This window comes from Moorena sp. SIO3I6 (assembly GCF_010672095.1).
The window spans coordinates 1-19,104 of sequence record NZ_JAAHHU010000018.1 but is presented as its reverse complement, the minus strand read 5'-3'; the positions used below and the strand labels follow the sequence as shown (position 1 = coordinate 19,104).

12 protein-coding genes and 1 pseudogene are annotated in these 19,104 nt (G+C 43.5%); 4 read left to right on the top strand and 9 right to left on the bottom strand.

The features are described from left to right. The 3 genes and pseudogenes from F6K49_RS08370 to F6K49_RS08360 form a co-directional block, all read left to right on the top strand. Positions 1-605, top strand: a pseudogene (locus tag F6K49_RS08370) (DNA phosphorothioation system sulfurtransferase DndC); the annotation flags it as partial. Between the two features lie 21 nt (positions 606-626). Continuing rightward, positions 627-1,214, top strand: coding sequence for a DUF924 family protein (locus F6K49_RS08365; protein WP_293095767.1), 588 nt, complete (start codon positions 627-629; stop codon positions 1,212-1,214). Between the two features lie 79 nt (positions 1,215-1,293). After that, positions 1,294-1,449 carry a hypothetical protein gene (locus F6K49_RS08360; protein ID WP_293095764.1) on the top strand — a complete coding sequence of 52 codons (156 nt, stop codon included), beginning with the start codon at positions 1,294-1,296 and terminating at the stop codon, positions 1,447-1,449. A 594-nt stretch (positions 1,450-2,043) separates the two neighbouring features. Here the strand turns inward: F6K49_RS08360 and F6K49_RS08355 are convergent. The 9 genes from F6K49_RS08355 to F6K49_RS08315 form a co-directional block, all read right to left on the bottom strand. After that, entirely contained in the window at positions 2,044-3,129 is a 1,086-nt protein-coding gene (locus tag F6K49_RS08355; protein WP_293095761.1) for a family 10 glycosylhydrolase, read from the bottom strand. A 270-nt stretch (positions 3,130-3,399) separates the two neighbouring features. Next, positions 3,400-4,536, bottom strand: coding sequence for a citrate synthase (locus F6K49_RS08350; RefSeq protein ID WP_293095770.1), 1,137 nt, complete (start codon positions 4,534-4,536; stop codon positions 3,400-3,402). Positions 4,537-4,709: 173 nt separating this feature from the next. Next, positions 4,710-5,207: a phosphohistidine phosphatase SixA gene (gene sixA, locus F6K49_RS08345; RefSeq protein ID WP_293037345.1), complete on the bottom strand. Its 498-nt coding sequence runs from the start codon at positions 5,205-5,207 to the stop codon at positions 4,710-4,712. Positions 5,208-5,426: 219 nt separating this feature from the next. Continuing rightward, positions 5,427-6,689: a bifunctional oligoribonuclease/PAP phosphatase NrnA gene (locus tag F6K49_RS08340; protein ID WP_293095758.1), complete on the bottom strand. Its 1,263-nt coding sequence runs from the start codon at positions 6,687-6,689 to the stop codon at positions 5,427-5,429. A gap of 75 nt (positions 6,690-6,764) precedes the next feature. After that, positions 6,765-7,262: an HNH endonuclease gene (locus F6K49_RS08335; RefSeq protein WP_293024617.1), complete on the bottom strand. Its 498-nt coding sequence runs from the start codon at positions 7,260-7,262 to the stop codon at positions 6,765-6,767. A gap of 176 nt (positions 7,263-7,438) precedes the next feature. After that, positions 7,439-8,989 (bottom strand): adenylate/guanylate cyclase domain-containing protein, encoded by a 1,551-nt coding sequence (locus F6K49_RS08330; protein ID WP_293024615.1) that lies wholly within the window; start codon positions 8,987-8,989, stop codon positions 7,439-7,441. Positions 8,990-9,237: 248 nt separating this feature from the next. After that, positions 9,238-13,500: a PAS domain S-box protein gene (locus F6K49_RS08325; protein WP_293024613.1), complete on the bottom strand. Its 4,263-nt coding sequence runs from the start codon at positions 13,498-13,500 to the stop codon at positions 9,238-9,240. A 1,079-nt stretch (positions 13,501-14,579) separates the two neighbouring features. Then, positions 14,580-15,503 carry a CoA-binding protein gene (locus tag F6K49_RS08320; protein ID WP_365940099.1) on the bottom strand — a complete coding sequence of 308 codons (924 nt, stop codon included), beginning with the start codon at positions 15,501-15,503 and terminating at the stop codon, positions 14,580-14,582. A 127-nt stretch (positions 15,504-15,630) separates the two neighbouring features. Beyond that, positions 15,631-16,941 (bottom strand): ATP-grasp domain-containing protein, encoded by a 1,311-nt coding sequence (locus F6K49_RS08315; protein WP_293024611.1) that lies wholly within the window; start codon positions 16,939-16,941, stop codon positions 15,631-15,633. Positions 16,942-17,529: 588 nt separating this feature from the next. On the opposite strand from F6K49_RS08315, the gene F6K49_RS08310 reads away from it, so the two are divergent. Next, positions 17,530-18,948 carry a hypothetical protein gene (locus F6K49_RS08310; protein WP_293095754.1) on the top strand — a complete coding sequence of 473 codons (1,419 nt, stop codon included), beginning with the start codon at positions 17,530-17,532 and terminating at the stop codon, positions 18,946-18,948. The last annotated feature ends 156 nt before the right edge of the window (positions 18,949-19,104 follow it).

Genomic DNA, 19,104 nt, shown 5'->3' with positions numbered 1-19,104 from the left:
GCAATGGTAATGTCCAACTGTATGAACGGAATTTAGATGGACAAATCTCTGTTGAGCCAATTCCTGGTCCTTATACCAAAGAAGCACGGGAGTATTGGCTGAGGCGATTGCTTACTGTTGAAACTGACGTTCGTCAGAATTGTCCAGAAAATATGCGAGACATCACCTTGATTAGTCAAGAGGAACTTAGTGAAATTCGTCGCATTTGGCTAGAAGAAAAACACGAATTTGATGACAGTTTGCCCCGTATTTATGAGAAAGTTACTGGCGAACCCTTCAAAGACATCCGTCCTGGCGCTGAAAACCGTCTCCTTGGTGGTGATGAGTGGCAGGTCTTAGAAGAAATCTGTGACAATGATGCTATGCATCTCGAACTCATGGCAAAACTGCTAGACACAGAACGTCAGTATGTGACTAGGTCTCGTCGTATTGGGATCTATGAGGCTTTGGAGCGGTGCTTTGACACTAGTTCTCGGTCTAAAGAAGATGCGATCGCTAATGCTCACTTGAAACGAGATTTAAAAACGGCTGCTGATGAAGGGGATGTTGACACTGTCAAGCAGCTGGCTTGGGCAAACTTGAAATTTCCAGTCCAAAATTCGTAATCCTTAAAACTAGAGTAACTTATGAGCAAGGCTTTGGATAGCTCCAATGAGATATTAAATTTCTGGTTTGGTAAACCGGATGAACCCGATTATGGCAAATCCCGCAAAGTCTGGTTTACTAAGAACCCAGATTTTGACCAAGAAATGCAATCGCGTTTCCTCGACATCTATCAACAGGCGGCGGCTGGGGAGTTAGATAACTGGCAAAAATCACCCTATAGCTGCCTAGCGCTAATTATCTTACTCGATCAGTTTCCTCGTAATATGTTTCGGGGTCAACCCCAAGCTTTTGCCACTGACTCCAAAGCATTGTCTACTGCCCAGTATGCTGTTGATCAAGGTTTTGACAAAGAATTTTTACCAGTGCAGCGCTGGTTTATCTACTTACCGTTTGAGCATAGCGAAAATCTCGAACATCAGCGCTACTGTGTTGAATTATTCTCGACTCTTAAAGATGATCCCGATAGTGCTAGTACCATTAATTATGCCTATCGTCATCTAGAAGTGATTGAACGTTTTGGTCGCTTTCCCCATCGCAATAAAATCCTTGGTCGGCTTAATACTCCAGAAGAGGAGGAATTTTTAAAGCTGCCCGGTTCATCATTTTAGGGTTAATTATTTACAGTTAATCGTTGATAGTTAACGGTAAACGATGAACAGCCACTATATTGTATTGTTTCTCATAGTTATGAGGTACACAGCATTTTTTTCTCTTTTCCCTGTTCCCTGTTCCCTGTTCCCTGTTCCCTGTTCCCTGTTCCCTATTCCCTGTTCCCTATTCCCTATTCCCTGTTCCCTGTTCCCTCTAAAATTCCTACTTGATAAATCCTGTGATTTTCCTTGAACTTGTCCTAGAAAACTTTGGCCCCAGATAGGGGCCAAAGTACGGGGCTAGGGGGGCACTTAAACTCGTTCGCAGAAATGGCAACGAGGATCGTTCCAGTAAAAATTCTGGACGATCGCCTAGAAGCTGGGCGTGCCTGTGTGATCTATGGGCTAGGGGTAGCTCTAGATTAGCATAGGACACCACCACCTCGGCGTTAGCCAGGTGGTGGAAGCTTCATAGCAATAACTGCAAACACTCCCCAAATCATGGGTATCGTTAGTCGGGTTAGCTGGGAGCTCACCTTCCCTTCAATCAGGTTTTGCTTCATGGTAGGGCATAGCTTAATTAAACTTAATAAAATTTAACTAAATTTAATTGGTTTTGAGGATTTATCTATAGACAAGGCAAGAGGATAAAGAGGATTAATGGGTTAAAACAGGTCAGTTAAGTAAATCGTTTCGCCTCATCTATAGTGTTTCTGATAGCTATGAGGTACAGAAATTTTTTTTCCTTATTACCTATTCCCTATTCCCTATTCCCTATTCCCTGTTCCCTGTTCCCTGTTCCCTGTTCCCTTTTACCTTTGCTATAGCTGACTGCTTAAACTAATAGTTACAAAAAATTTATAAGGTTAAAAAAAAGCTTCTTTATGCTCAAGTAAGTTTTAACAAATGCTTCTTTGTGCTCTGGTTTTAGACGACGAAATGGACTATAGGTAGATTCCCAGCAGAAAAGAGAATAACCATAACCAGAGTTTTCGGCTATTTTTATCTGCTTGTTGAGTTCATTTATAGGCTTAGGGCGATAGAATTCTCCACTGTAGATACCTACCGCTACCGGAACATAATAACTAGCTTCTCGTAAACCCGAAGATCTTAGAGTATTGATTACTTCTTGGCTGGTCTTGCGATAAATTTGGACAATCACTTCATCAATCAAGCCTTGGCGGATCCAATACAACCAATTTTGAGAGTATTTTCTGTAGGAAAAACTTGGGGAATTGGGAGAAAGAGATATAATTAAATTAGGGTTAATTTTTTTAACCGCTTGGTAAATTTTACGGGTTAATTCCGTCATCACTCTGGCGTGATTTCCAAATTGAGTTGGAATGCCCCAATGATCGTCTAGTTGAATACCATAGAGGTTGGGATAGTTCTTAGCCACTTCAGTAAATAAATTAATGAAGTACTGTTGAACATCTGGGTGGTTTGGATTTAGCCACAGATGTTGATCGATAGCTTTTTCTCCTGTTGACGTCTTCAGGAGCCAATTGGGATGCTGCTTAGCAAATTTTGAATTAAGATGAAGCATCATGCCATGCTCATACCAAGCATAGATTTTTAAGCCTTGACGTTCACCTTCTTTGATAGCGGCTTTTAGGGGGTCGGTGAAGGGTAAGGTAATCCAGTTATTTTTGAGGGAATAGTTACTAGGATAGGTAGTTCCACCATTATAAACATCAACGTAAATTCGATTAAAATTCAGACCAGATAACTGGTGAAATACATTGTCAGTTTGTCCTATATAGGAGAGAAAGTTGTTACCGACATGAGTTACCCAAATTCCTTGAATTTTATTGGTGGTTTTTGGGGTATGGCGAGGGGCAGGAATGATAATGTTAACTCCTACCAACAGCACCACTCCTATTAATATCCAAATTATAAATTTATTGAATTTTTTGGTTAATGGAAATTTCATTAGTTACTTGGTAATTGGTAATTGGTAATTATTATTTTCCTAGGCATATGCGCACTTATCACAGGCTAGAAGCCTGTGCCACGCACGCTACGCGAACAGCTATCAGCACTCAGCTGTCAGCTTTTAAAAGGAGGAAAACTAGGTATAAAAACTTAGGCATTTGGCCGAGGGAGCCGAGTACATGATTATTCGTGGGACTTCCCTCAAGAATCACCAACGCCCAAATGACCAATGACCAATGACCAATGACTAACGACTAATGACTAACGACTAACGAGCTTCCATAGGAATATAGGGAGCATCGTGAGTGCCAGTGTAGACTTGAGTAGGTCTAAAAATTCGATTGACGGCTAGCTGTTCCTTCCAGTGAGCTAGCCAACCTGCAACCCGTGCGATCGCAAACACTGGTGTAAACAAGTCACTCGGAATACCCAGCTTCCGGTAAACTAAGCCGGAATAGAAATCCACATTGGGATAAATCCCCTTGTGACCCAGTTTTTCCTCCACTGCTTTCTCCAACTCCAAAGCAATGTCGTAGTACTTGTCTGTGCCAGATTCCTTAAACAGTTGTTCCGCTAAGTTCTGAAGTATAGTTGCTCGCGGGTCTTTTACCTTATAGACTCGGTGACCGCAACCCATAATTTTTTCTTTGCGCTGCAAGCGCTCCTCCAAGTAAGGGTGGACATTCTCCACTGAGCCGATGGTTTCCAACATGGTAATCACTTCTTCATTCGCCCCTCCGTGTAACGGACCAGCTAGAGTTCCCACCGCTGATGCCACTACTGCATAGGGGTCAGTAAGAGTAGAAGCAGTCACCAGAGCCGAAAAAGTAGAGGCATTGATAGTATGTTCGGCATGGAGTGTCAGGCAAACATCAAAGACATGAGCCTCTAGGGGAGTGGGCTCTTCCTCATTGAGCATATACAGAAAGTTAGCTGCATAGCCAAGATCATCCCGAGGGCGTACTGGATCGTCCCCTTTGCGCATCTGTTTAAATGCTGCTACCATGGTAGGTATCTTAGCCAAAAGGCGAACCACAGCTCCCCGAATGTATTGTGGATTGTCTAAAGCCCGCTTGGAGTAAAACAGACCCAAAGCAGCAGCAGAGGCTTGTAGAGCATCCATCGGATGACCAGTTTCTGGAAAACATTTCATCATGTCCCGGATGCTGTACTTGATCCGTCGGTGGAGGCGAACGTCCTCCTGGAATTCATAAAGTTCGTTCTTAGTAGGGAGCTCACCCCAAATCAGTAGATACGCGGCTTCTAGGAAAGTACTTTTTGATGCGAGTTCTTCGATCCGAATGCCACGATACTCTAGTATTCCCTTCTGCCCATCAACGTAGCTGATACTAGATTGAGCTGCTGGAATGCCTTCTAAACCTGGCTGGTACTCGCAAGCTATCATGTTATTACCTACAGAATCTTCATTCATCTCAGGCCAACTTACCAGAGATTAGTGCTTAAGTCTTCCGTGCTACAAAGATTATTTTTACTGTGATGACTATATTATAGCACTCTTTGACTTCTCTGACCCATGAATGGGGGGAGATTCCGAACACCATCAACCCTGAAAGATTGCTATACTAACCACTTGGGTGAGGTCAGCAAGAATAGCTCACTGCGACCGAAGGGCTTCCCAGTATTAGGAAGCTTTAACCCAATTACTCCAGCTTTTTTTAGCACTAGTTTTTGATCGGATACTCCCCACACCAACATTTCCGCCCAATTAGCTAAATCCGGTTGATGACCAACTAGAGCCAAACGTCTTTGAACATCAGTCTTTCTCCACCTCTGCTGTAGCCAGCTGAGCCATTGGTGAATGTCACCCTCAGGAGCGAGACTATCCGACTCTTCAACCAATGAGCCTAAACCAACATCTTGGAGGATAGCAGCGGTTTCCTTAGCTCTGACCAATGGACTAGTCAAGATTAGGTCAAAGTTTAGCCCTCGTTTATGGAGCTCCTTTGCTACTTTACTAGTTTTTTCATGGCCAATTTTGGTCAGTGGCCGCTCTCGATCGTTGTTGTAGGTGCCTCGCTCAGCAGCAATACCGTGGCGAATTAAGTAGAGTTCCATGGGCTGATGGTTGAGATTCGCTTAAAATGCGATCGCTACACTTAAAATACTCCTGAGTTCATCAGTTGGTATTAGTTAGTTTACTGAGTACTTGCACCATTGTCATTAATCTTCGGGTGGGCAGTGCCTACCAACGCGCTTTGCAAGGTTCATTATCTGTCTGGTGCACTGCCCACCCTACATGAACCAAGCTTATTGAGAATGGTGCAAGATGTGAGTTTAGATAACAGTATCCTGGGGATTAACTAATCGCAGTAGTTTTTGCTTGACTTGGGTATCAAACACCTCCCACTTGAGCTTGGCATACTCCGATTTGTCATTAAAACTACTCAAGAATCCCGTCGGAATTTCAAAGCCACCAGCCATCATGCGTCCACCACCAAAGAAACGCCCATGACTGTCTTGACCGAAAGCTTCTTTGATAAATTCATCAGGGTCGAGGGTTAACTTATTGGTTCTCAAGGAACCAATCACCACTTCTAATTCTTGGTCTTCATCGTAAACAATCCCATAAACCACAGCAGTGTGAACATTTTCTTCAGTAACTAAAAAGTCAGCAGCTTGGGGAATAGCATCCCGGTCTTCATAGCGAAGATAGCCCACACCAGCCATAGAGAAGTTATCTTGGAGAATGCGATATTTAAGCGATCGCTCAATAACATCCATCACTCGACGAGATCGAGATGTCTTGAGTATAGCGTTAAGGAGTTGAGTGTCATAGAAGCGGCTCAGATATCCAGCTGCCAAGAAATCCTCTTCCTGAGCCTGCATCAGCATATTAGTATCAGAGCGCAGACCATGCATCAAAGCTGTCGCACATTTGATATGTTCACTAATGCTACTATCGAGCTGTAGTAACCCAGCCTGAAGGTAATGGGTTAATAGCGTCGCGGTGGCTCTTGCTTGAGGACGAAGGTCAATAAATTCTGCTTTCAACTCCCCTTGACTACTGTGATGATCAAATATTGCAATTAGAGGAATATTCGCCTCGGTAACAATCGGTAACAGCTGGGTGGTTGTACCCTGATTATCAATCAGCACATAGCCCTGATACACCGATAAATCTTGATTTTTTGTGCTCTCCACACTCCAGCGTTTGCTTGGTAAACCAGTCAGCTTAACCAGGGCAATGTTTTCCTGGTGAGAGAGGGTACCAGCATAGACAATATCGCATTGGATATTATACTCCTGGGCAATCAGCTGGTAAGCCCAAGCGCTAGAGAGAGCATCTGGGTCAGGGAAATCTTGTAGGATGATCAGTTGCCGCTCATTTTGATGACGCTCTAGAGTCTCTTGGAACTGTTGTACTTTTGAATGTACTTTTGAATGTACTTTTGAACCTGATGTAGCCGACTGCCGCCTTGTTGTTTGGGAATTTCCCACGGAAGAATTTACATCTTGAGTAGATGACGGTTGCGCTTTAGCATCAACCTGTTCTGAATCTAAGCTAGATGCACCACTGTTAAGTAAATTGTTAGTCATTAGTTAGTAGTCATTAGTCATTAGCCATTGGTTAATCCCCTTTTGGCTTGATTAGTCGTGACATGAGTTAGCGGACTAGGCACCAATCACATACTTCCGCCACTCCTGATGCCGTCCAGTTTTTAAGTCTTTAGCAATTTCAAAGTGGAGACTACTATAAGGTCTCCGGGGTTGGGTTCGCAACATCATGTTGGCTTCTTTAGGGGTGCGATTCCCTTTTTTGACGTTGCAGCGCACGCAAGCTGTAACAAGATTTTCCCAGGAGTCACCTCCATGGCGAGAACGAGGAATTACATGATCTAACGTTAAGTCATCACCACTGTAACCGCAGTATTGACAAGAGTGACCATCACGGTGCAGGATGTTACGACGGGTAAGGGGAATCTCTTTGTAGGGTACCCGGACGTAATGGCGCAGTCTAATCACTGTAGGCAGTGGAAAATCTGCGTAAACGTATTTGCCGTTATGTTCGATACGCTCTGCCTTACCCTTGATCAACAACACAACCGCCCGTCGCCAGTTGGTGATGTTGAGCGGCTCATAGGAGGCGTTTAACACCAGAACCTTACCCATTGGTGATCTCAGCTAGGAGGATTTTCCCAGATAGTAGCACAGGTTGCTCAATCTGGGTTATTTTTCCATGGGTTAGTTTAATTTAGGGTGTTGCTAAACTGCTGATCTAAAGGCTGAACTAAAGAAATCCGTCAAGGGTCAACTCATGTATAGTTAGGTCAATTACCCATTACCCATTACCCATTACCCATTGCTAATGGACCTGTGAGCAGATAAGTAGTCATTTTCCCTTTGCCTTTGACTTCAAACGGTTCCCGTTTATCAAACAGGTACTTATCTTTTAATTTTTCATATGTTGTACCTGTAACCTGAATGCCACCTGGTATACCCTGAGATTCCATACGGCTAGCCATATTTACCGTATCACCCCACAAATCATAGCTGAATTTTTTGATTCCAATTACCCCAGCCACCACTGGTCCACTGTTGATGCCAATCCTGAGACGGAAATTTTGATTCGTTTGAGCATTGTACTGGGCAATTAATTTTTGCATATCCAATGCCATTTTAGCGATCGCGTCCGCATGATACTTGCAGGGTTTTGGCAGACCGGCAACAGCCATATAAGCATCACCAATCGTCTTAATTTTTTCCACACCATGCTCCTCAGCTAGTTGGTCAAACTCTGAAAAAATTACATTCAGAATTTCGACCAGTTCGGTGGGAGAGGTTTGGGTTGATAGTTTGGTAAAGTCAACTAAATCAGCAAACAAAACAGTTACATCTTCAAAACTTTCTGCCAGGGTACGTTCTCCTTTTTTTAACTGTTCTGCAACCGGTTGGGGCAAGATATTAAGCAGCAAAAGCTCAGCTTGGGTTCGGGCACGACGAAGTTCATCTTCATATTTTTTTCGCTCTGTAATGTCGCTAACTGTCCCTTCGTAGTAGAGTAAATCACCAAAATTGTCTCTGACTGCTCGTATATTTTCCGAAATCCAAATTACCATACCATCTTTCCGATAGACCTCGGACTCAACGTCTGATAAGGTTTCTTCTTTGTGGATTAGGGCTAATATATCGTCACGACGCATCGGTTCGAGGTAGAGTTGTGTCCCAATATCGGTGACTTGATTAATCAGTTCTTTTGGCGACTGATAGCCCAAAATACTTGCGAGTGCTGGATTAGCGGTGATAAATTGTCCTTCTGGTGTAACTTGAAAAATGCCTTCAGTGGCATTTTCAAATATACTGCGATATTTATGCTCAGCTTCTTGTTTCTGCTTGATTTCCTGTTGAAGTTGAAAATTTTGTTCTTGTAGTTGCTTTTGTAAACGCCCGAGTTTCAAGTGAGTGTTGACTCTCGCTCTTACTTCTTCCTGCTGCACTGGTTTGGTGAGATAATCTACTGCACCGAGTTTGAAACCTTTAACTTTTTCGAGAGTATCAGTACGAGCCGTCAGAAAAATAACTGGGATGTCTCTAGTTGACTCTTGAGCTTTCAAGCGACGGCAAGTTTCAAACCCATCAATTCCGGGCATCATAATATCCAGTAAGATTAGATCCGGTTGAGTATAGTTGACTTTCTGGAGGGCACTATAGCCATCTTGAGCGACTAAGACTTTGAAGCCAGAATTGCTCAACAACTCAAACATCACCCCTAAATTAGTCGGACTATCATCAACAATCACAATTACACCTTTATAGCCAATTTTGTTATAGCTCTCAGTTAGGGTAATTTTCCTGGAAGAGGAATAATTATTAGTTTGAGTTACTGAGGAAATATTCATAATCACATGAACTCGTTATTGGGGTTTGTCGCTAATCAATGGCTAATTCTAAAAGTCAAACTAATCGGATATCATCTCCCCAAAAAAATAGTTATTGACATTTTAAAATAAACCTTCAAAATACACCCCTAAAAATATAATAAATTATTTCTGGATTAAACAATCATTTTAATGGCTTGATTTTACAAAATTTTTGTATTTTATTTCAACTCAGTTTATCTATTTTTTAAATTATTTGGTTTACGAGGTTATTCGCGGTATTTTTTATCCATGTACTGGCCCACAAATTCCAGTATTTGTCTTTCTTGAAAGCCTTTTGATAATTGACGCAAATTTTGAGCAAAGGGGATGAATTTATCATCCAACTGTTCAATCAAATTAGCTTCCTCTTGGATCCCTCTAATATCACCGATGATGGCGAGTTCATACAGAACGGAGATTTTCTCTGGCGATGGCGCTACAGGCATAACCTCTTCAGCTTTCTCTTCCTTAGTGGATTCTACAATTCCTTGTCCTCCTTGTTGTTCCTGGGAAACATCTGGTAAATCTAAATCTAGCCAAAAAATACTACCTTGACCTACAGTGCTTTTAACCTTTAATTCACTACCCATTAATTCCGCTAAACGTTTACTAATCGATAGTCCTAAGCCTGTACCATTAACCTGACGGTCAGTGTTACCCACTTGATGGAATGGCAAAAATATTTCTGCTAGTTGTTTTGGTGGGATACCAATGCCAGTGTCTGCTATGACAAAGCGCATTTTTTGAGTACCTTGCTTTTCGGTTAAAGACCGATCAACGTTCAACTCTGAACACCCCAAATAACCAACTTTAAACGTTACCTCGCCAGTATCTGTAAATTTGACAGCATTTCCCAAAAGGTTCATCAGAACTTGTCGCAGTCTTATTTCATCACCCTTGACAAATTCAGGGAGGGGCGAAAGGAATTCGTAACGGAATGAAATGTTTTTTTGTTTAGCACTGATCACCACAATTTCCACAATACCTTCCAGAAACTTGGGAAACTGAAAATCTCTGACATCCAGTTCCATTTTTCTGGCTTCGATTTTTGATAGATCCAGGATGTCATTGAGTAGGGTTAACAGATGCTGACCACTTTGCTGAATAATACTCAGCTGCTCTTTTTGCGTAGCGCTCAGATTAGGTTCCTCTTGGAGGATTTGGGCATAACCTAAAATTCCGTTAAGGGGGGTACGTAATTCATGGCTCATGTTGGCTAAAAATTGACTCTTAGCCCGATTGGCTACTTCCGCCTCAACTTTAGCCTGCTTCAACGCCTGTTCTGCCTGTTTGCGATCGCTAATGTCTCGAAAAATTCCCTGCACAACTGTCTTCCCTTGCAGCTCTAAAGTAGTCCCACTAACTTCTACAGGCACGGTTGTACCAACTTGATGCAGTAATTCCAGTTCTACTTGAAATACACCCCCTGCCTCCACATGTTGCTGGAAAATTTGGGAGTAGGCTTTGAATCGTTCTCGTGGAATAATCTTACTCTGATGTAACCCAATAATTTCAGATCTCCCACGGCCCAGCATCTGTTCCGCCATCTGATTGGCTTCCAGGATGATTCCGGTTTCCGCATCTGCCATCAGAATGGCATCACCAGCTGACTCAACTAATTTGCGATACTTCTGTTCCGCCTGCCGTAGTTTTGCCTCTGATAGCTTGCGTTCAGTGATATCTCGGTTACAGAAGATTCTACCATAGTAATCCCCACCACTGGTAAGCACTGGTGCTGAATAAAAGTCAAAAATACGCCCATCCTTGATTAAAAGTTCATCGTAGTTCGTTGTTTTGGGATGAGCCTGAAGATAGTCCACCTGAGCCAGAAATTCTTCGGGATGGTTCAGTTGAGAACTCACCTGCTTGAGCAATTCTTTAATATGATTGGCTTGAAACAACTGTTCTGGAGTCTGCCACAAGTCACAGAAACGGTGGTTGTAGGAAACCACCCGAAAATTTTCATCAACCACTAAAATTCCATCAATGGCAGCTTCTTGTTGCGCTTTGAGCATGGCATTTGTACGGAGCACATCCTCCTGTGCCACAGAGCGCTCAATGGCAATTCTAGCGAGTTGGGTGGCCTTATCCGCCAGTTCTTGCTCTTCGCGGTTTGGGGTATGAGGTTCAGTGTAATAGGTTGAGAAGGTGCCTAGCACCGTCCCTTGAGTGGACAAAATCGGGATAGACCAACACCCTCTGAGATTGTGGCAAAGTGCCAAATCCCTTATACTTCGACACAAGGGATGAGTGGCAATATCCTTAACCATGACCGGTTCTCGCCAATAGGCGGCAGTGCCACAGCAACCCATATATGGACCAATAACCATACCATCAATCCCCTGAATGTAGGATTCTGGAAGGCTGGGAGCGGCAGTATAACGCAAATTAACCCCATTTTTGTCCACCAGGAAGAAGGCACACCTAATTTTGGGAAATTGCTGCTCAATCAATCGAGCCAGTTGGTCTAGTACATCTGGCAGCTTCTCCCACTGGGTAATCATTTCCAGGATACGATTTTGTCCAGCTAATAAGGCTTTAACTCTCTGGCTATCAGTAATGTCAGTAAAGGTACCGACTAGACGAACCACTTTACCTTGATCATCTGAGATCACTAGACCAGTCGAGAGAATCCAGGAAATTGAGCCATCTTTGCGCAGCAGACGAAACCTTTGTTTCCACTTCTTGATGCAGTCGCTCATGGGGGAAACCCCCAAGACCGCGCTGCATCGCTGAGAACTTCGTCCAGCACATAGGTTATCTAGGATGGCTTTGACCTGATCTTGATCCTCAAGATGAATCAGCGCCAGTAATTCATTAATGGTCGGTCCCTCTTGATCCAATGGGTAGCCAATCAGGCTGAGAAATTGGGGCGAGTAGTAATGATCATAGGTTTTCAGGTTGATTTCAAAGAGTCCGTTGGTGTTAGCTTGAATAGCCAGAGCAAACCGTTCCTCACTCTCCCTAAGTGCATCCTCAATGCGCTTGTGTTCAAGAACCTCCGCGATTAATTGTCGATTGAGCTGCCTCAAGGTAGCTGTTCGCTCTTGAAATTGATGTTCCAGCCGTTCATTCTGGTTACGGAGTGCCTCTTGAGCGTGCTTGCGCTCTGTGATCTCCTCAACAGTAGCTTCGTAGTAGAGTAGAAAGTTACTACTATCGCGGATAGCCCGCACGTTTTTGGAAATCCAAATTATAGTACCATCTTTTTGATAAATCTGTGCTTCAAACCCTGAAACAACACCATCTTCCTGTAGCTGTAGAAGCAAATCTGCCCGTCGTTGAGGATCAACGTAAAGTTGGTGGGCAATATCGGTGACACTTGCTATGAGTTCTTCCGGTGATTGATAGCCATATATTCTCGCTAGTGCGGGGTTAGCACTGATATAGCGTCCGTCAGGTGTGGTCTGACAAATGCCCTCGACAGCATTTTCGAAGATGCTGCGGTATTTGGCAACGCTTAAGCGCAACAACTCTGCTGCTGAGTTTCGTTCTGATGTAGTCGCTGCCAAGAATAAAGGGATTGTCGCCATCAGTATCATAAAAACCTGTAGTAGGGGAACTGCTTCGCTCAAGTTCCCGGTGCTGGCAAGAAACGGTCCGGTACCCAAACTGGTTCCTACAATGGCAATGCTCGATACCATCAAGCAGCCTAGGGTGGTCAGGCGTTGACCAAATTGGAGGGCAGCCCAAATCAGCCAGGGAAATATCAAGCAGGCGAGGGGATAGGTTGCCATTTCTGGCGCAATGTCCGACCCAAACACTCCCCAACTCACTGTCAAGAGTGAAATCAGCCAGATAGCTACCAAAATAATTTGCTTTATCTTTATGCTTGCTTGAGGGGTTAACGGTTGTTGGTTAGACAGTTGGAGGTTAGTTTGGGTTGACTCTTCAACTTTCTCAACCTTGAACCTGCCAACCTTCAACTCCTTCACTAGGTAGCACCAAACTAAAAACACTGGTACTACGACTAAAACCACCATTAAGTCCCCTAACCACCATTGCCACCACATCCAGCCGAAATTCCTACCATCAAATTCACCACTCAGGTGTAAGTGAGTTAGACTGACAGTCGGAGCGATGAGTGTGGCAAACATCGACACCCCTAGGAAACCCAATACATCTCGTCGCCGTTCTAGGGAAGGACGAAGCTGCCACCACAGTGCCAATCCTATCGAGAGCAATACTGACAAGATATAGCCTAAAGCAGTGATCCCAGAAACTGGCCAGAACCTCTGAGGCGACACAGTCCAGAAAAATTGTCCCCAAGAAACCGATGGCAAAACTCCTTGGTGTTCGGTTAACCACCAAAGATGCTCCCTTAGTAGTAATACGGTTGCTTGGGTAATTCCTGTGGGAGACCAAACTGGTGGTACTAATGTATTCCCTCCAATCAATCCATGGACTAAGTTTGCCAGCCCAAGGTAAACCAAAGTCAGTAAACCTACATTAGTTAAGTGTTGCCAGAATCCTTTTGCGATGAAAATCATTTTGGGAATACGCCCAAAAATGGAGTTAGGCGAAATTAATCTTTACGCACATTGACATAATTTTCAATCCCTAAACCGGGAAATTCCGCAACTTTACAAACTCTTTTATTTTCTAGTTATATTTTTTTCATTCTCTTTAAATTAAAGGTTTTTTTGCCTTAGAGATTTAGTTAAAGTGAAAAGTGAAAGGTTATGGGTGAAGGCTACCAACTTAAGCTGGCATATAGCGACGGAGACTGGTAATTGTTCATTGTTGTTCATTGTTGATGGTTTTCCCTTGTCTCCCTTCCCTTTGCTTGATCAGAGGTAGCCTGGGTGAAAGAGACGACACCAATCTCCTCTGATTCCCCTTTCTCCTTTTCCAAGTCCGCTGTTAACTATCATCAAGGAGCCAAGGCAAGTGGTATACCATTCAACTCAAACTTTCTATAAAGCTGAGATTTCACAGAATCCCCCTTACGCCATTGCCTAGGAGACATGACGCTGGCATTTTCTATTACACCTGAGCTATTGAAGGTTTTTAAATCAGCGCACCCACATATCCTTCTTTGGTTATCTAAAAAACTTGTATCTCAATTTTCTAATCTCGTAGGCGAGTAGGTGGGTTGTGGCAAAACATTAACGTAGTTATTTGAAGAAGAGTAGTAAGCGATGATCAACAAAGGTAATGTTAAGGTCAACAGCGCAATTACCGTACCCAAGACTTCTGCCCATCTATATGGGTGAGGGTCAGAAGAGTTGGCAGATGAGCCACTAAGTTCCATAAATTAATTGAAATTTAAACTAGGTCAGTTGAAAACGACGATTAGTTGGGTCTTATCATAAACCCTACATCCTCTATTTTATCGATTTATTTCCAAAGGATTGTTTTCTAGTAAACAATCTCAACCAAATTCCAGCCCGCTTAACGATACTTTGCAAAAAACTAGGCTTAACAAGGTTAAAAGTTGTAGGTTAAAGGTTGTAGGTTGTAGGTTGTAGGTTACCGGTTATAACCCACATTACCCATGTCAGTTTGTAGTATGCAAAGTATGATGTAAATCCGACCAATGGGTAATGGGGTGGCGAATCAATGCCTGTCAATGCTCGAGAGCCTTTTGAACCAAGATGGGAATTTGGGAAGGGCGTTCGGCTACTGGGATTCTCCCTTGCTTAAATACTGCCACTTTTCCCTGTGCCGTAGACACTTTAGTCATATTACTCATAGCCTCTGGTAGGTGAGTCGATAGCATAGCACTAGGGTTACTAATTAGTTGTGTCTCTGGTGTATAACGTCCTGCAATGTAGGAAATCACTGGTTTATGGATTTCCTGGGCTATATAGGCAGCGGCGGCCACGTCTTCGTAGCCGCCACCAGTCTGATCAACTAGGACAATAACGTTTGTAGCTTTATCTTTTTCCAAAACCTCCAGCCAATAGCTAAACGAAGAACCAACAATTGCTTCACTGCCAAGGTTAATCGCGATTGACTGTCCTAGGTTGGCTTGAGTTAAGCCAAAAGCCACTTCGTAGATCAGATAACTACCACGGGTAATTAATCCCACTGAGCCAGGGGTGTAAAATTCACTTTCGTGAGTCCCTAGCAAAACTTTTCCTGGAACAATAATTCCAGAACTGCTCGGACCAAGAATAATTGTCTTAGTAGCTTGGGCAATAGCTATCAATTCTACCATATCCAAGGGAGGAATACCACCAGTCACTAGAATAATTTGCCCTATCCCAGCATCTATCGCTTCCAAGGCAGCATCTTTGACCTGGTAAGATTCTTCAAAAATAATGGTTGTGTCTACAGCTTCGACATGATGGCAAGCCTGCTCTACTAAATCAAATACAGGAATGCCATGTAAGGTTTGCCCTCCCTGACCAGTACTAACTCCGGCTACGACATTGGTGCCATAGGCTTTCATCCGGGCAGCGTAGTACAAACCTAAGGGTTGTGTAATACCTTGTACTAGGACTTTGCTATCGCTGCTCAAGTTAATTGGTGATTGATCCTTAGTCATTTGTTGTTTGTCATTGGTCAATGATCAATGATCAATGATCATTGATCATTTTGAGTTGCCAGAAGACTCTGGCTAATCAAAAAGGATAAGGAACAAAAGAATCGTAACTGAGCACTGACGCACTCAGCTAGCTGACTAGGTTAGGACGTCGTGACCCCTTCTTGGCAAGAGATACAGCTTGCTTGACTGCCTCATCTAAATTGTCTGTAAAGTGTACCGGGAGCTGAGCCAAACGCTGTTGAATCGAGTGAAAATTTGTCCCAACTAAACGGATCACAAGGTGAGGTCTCTCAATCCCAGAGGCTGATCCAGGAGATTTGCCCTTAGATAACAGGTCTTGGTGAAGGGAGCTAAGGGGATGACTGGTGGAATTTTGCTCCTGGTTCTCTGAATTGAGTACAGCTGTTTCCCAACTTTGAGACAGTAGATAGTTGGCAATCATCTCAGCTGCGGCATTGCTGGTAGCCCTATTGCTCAAGATATTCACTAAGACCACTTTAATCCCTTCGGATGTGGTTAGTTCTCGCAAAGCCTCTTGCAGTTCCTCTATGGCAGCAGGGGTTATTGGCCAGTATTGGTTAGAGTTGATAGTTGGAACGAGATGACACTGTCTTGGTTTACCCTTTGCTTGGTATACCAGATCAACTGTTGTTGCAGCTAGACACATGCTGTTGCATATAATCCCGATGTTGCCTTTGAGATCACGACCTTTGAGATCACAACCATTGAAATTATGGCTTGAGTTAGTGGGCATCTCTTGGTAAAATCCACTGTCAGCCATGGTCGATGTCAAGTTGATCAAATCCTGATGACGTCTCAGAGCCTTGTCGTTGATAGCAATCCTGCCATCAAGAGCCATGAGTTCACCAGTCGGGCTAACACCGAGGGGATTAATTTCCACTATGTCCAAATCTTTTTGGACAAAAAGTTGGTACATTTTATTAATAATCCCACTCACTGACTCAATCAGGTTACCATGAAGTCCCATTTTGATGGCAAGACGCCGCCCATAGAAGGGTGAAAAGTTTTGCTCGACCACAACCTTTTGCATATCGGTGATCAAGGCTTTGGTGTCCATACGCCCTTGGGAAGAACCAAATAGCACAGGACGGGCCAAGTTGTAGTCTAGGAACACGGCTAGATAAAATTCTTGTTCAGCATTGTAACGGGATTCTGCTAGCAGCACTTGAGGATGCTTACCCAGAATCGGGAGTTTGAAAATTGCCCTAGCTGCTGCGATCGCATCGATGGTATTCTCTACACACCGGATGCGACGAGCTGGGTTGTCTCCATAAGTAGATACTTGAGATTTGAGCACCACCGGATAGGGAATCTGTAATCCCTTGATGTCGGTAGGATGGTCAATGCGTTGAGCAGGCAAAACCGGAATGCCAATCTCACGGAATAATTCTTTAGCCTGGTATTCTAGTAGATGCATGATTCGCGAACAATCCTAAGCACGACATTTCAAATCTTTTGCCACTTGGTCCATGCTGTAGAAACACTTCCGTGAAAGTGTCTGCCAGCTGAAGCGGCCTGAAATTGGTTATTAAAAACAGGAAAATTATTCCCCCAGTAGCCCCTAGGTAGAATAGGTAGAAGGGAAGCAGGTGTCGATCGCTTTAAACGCCATCACTAAGTTATTAATCTATGATAGAAGTCAATAGTTGATAACTCCAGATCACCGCCGCAGCCAGATCACGGTAGCTGTTTGTTGATGGTTCTAGATAAGTGCGGATCTTGGCATGTCTAATCGTAAGGTTGGAAGTCTAGACCCAATCAAAGATGACGGTGTCGGAGGATGTCACTGCTTGCTTCTTTGATTCTTCATAATTTCCCCCTAACCCCTATAATTCCTCACTGTTGCCTTAATATCTCACCAATTCCTGCCTAACCACTGGCAGCATAGGAGGATATTTTGGGTTAAGATTAAGTACCTTTTTTGGTATCCCTGGCTTTCCTCCTGCTACAGGCAATGGATTCTAACCAGTTAACCCCTGAGTCTAACCAAAGCAACGATCAATCAATGGATTCTGACGTTGCAGCCCATCCTTGGGACGAACCAATTTCTGATCCCGAGGCTCAAACCGATGAGCCATTCCCTGAAACACTACAACCCCATGAAGGAAATTCTAAAAGTACGTTTCTTTTGTTGGTGGTGGTGGGCATGGGATTGGGTTTAGTATTTTTAACCGGCGGCTTTTATGTTTTTACCCGTCCCTGCGTATTTGGGTCTTGTACTGTACTGAATGAAGCTCAGCTATTGAGTAAAAAGTCAGCAGACACCCTGAAAAAACCCAAATCGGGAAAGGAGATTCTCGAAGCTCAGAAGCAATTAAAGACAGCGATTGAAGCACTCAAAGCAATTCCGTTTTGGTCAATGAAGCATGACACAGCACAAGAGTTGCTTCAAGCCTATCAAGTCAGAGGTAAAGACCTAGATCAGTTAGTGACAGCCATGCAAATGGCGGCTAGGGCAGGTCATAAAGGGAAAAATCCTCCCCATAAGGCATCAAAGTGGATAGCAATTCAAAAACTGTGGCGAGAGGCAATTGCCCGCCTTGAACAAATGCCTAAGGAGAGTAGCCTGAATGCTATAGCGCAACATAAAATTAAGCTATATAAGGTCAATTTAGAGGAAGTTAATCGGCGATTACTCAAAGAAAGACAGGGTAATCAGATTATGAAAGCAGCTAAGAAAGCGGCTCAGATTGCCCAAGCTCGTCAGGGTGTAGCCCAGACTTTAGAGGAATGGCAACTAGTCTATAGTACTTGGAAAACCGCATTAGACCGTCTGAACAAAATTCCTAAAGGAACAACCGTTGAAGAGGACAAGCAACGACTGGAGGAATTCTATAAAAATAATCTGGCCAGGGCGCGCGATCGCAAAACCCAGGAAAAAATTGCTACCAACGCCTACAATCAGGGACTACGTTTGGCTCAGTTGGCTCAAAAAGCTCAGGGAAAGCAGCAATGGTCGGTGGCTGCGATTCATTGGCGCAACGCTTTAACTTACGTGAAGCAAGTTCCTAACTCTACATACTACCACAAAAATGCACAGTCTTTAATTGATCCTTATCAAAACGCCCTTAAGGCAGTTCAAAGCAAGTTGCAGTTGCAGGTAAAGTTAAAACAAATTGGTAGTGATCTTGAACAAATCTGTACTGGGGAAACTCGAGTTTGTAATTACACCATTGATGAAAGTCTGATTAAAGTAGAATTAACACCTACTTATATGTATCAGGTCAGACAAACAGCCATTACGGCTCAAGTCAGAGGTGATGTAGAGGCTCACGCTGGCATCGTCAATCACGTATTGACTTTAGAAGATGCCCTCAAAGGGATTAGCTATAATTCCGATATCCCTATGGAAATCTATACCGCTGATGGAGCTCTGATTCAGGTACACAGTCCTCCTAGTGTAAGCCTTGGCAATTCCCGGTAATTTCCGGGATTGCCAACTAGGATGCAGACTCAGGTGCGACTCGTTAGCTATAAACCTTACCCTATAAGGGTTTGGAGGATTAGCTGCTTGGTTCAACAAACCATGACAACTTGATAATCATGATGGTGAAAAACCATCCCTCGCGAAATCCGAGTG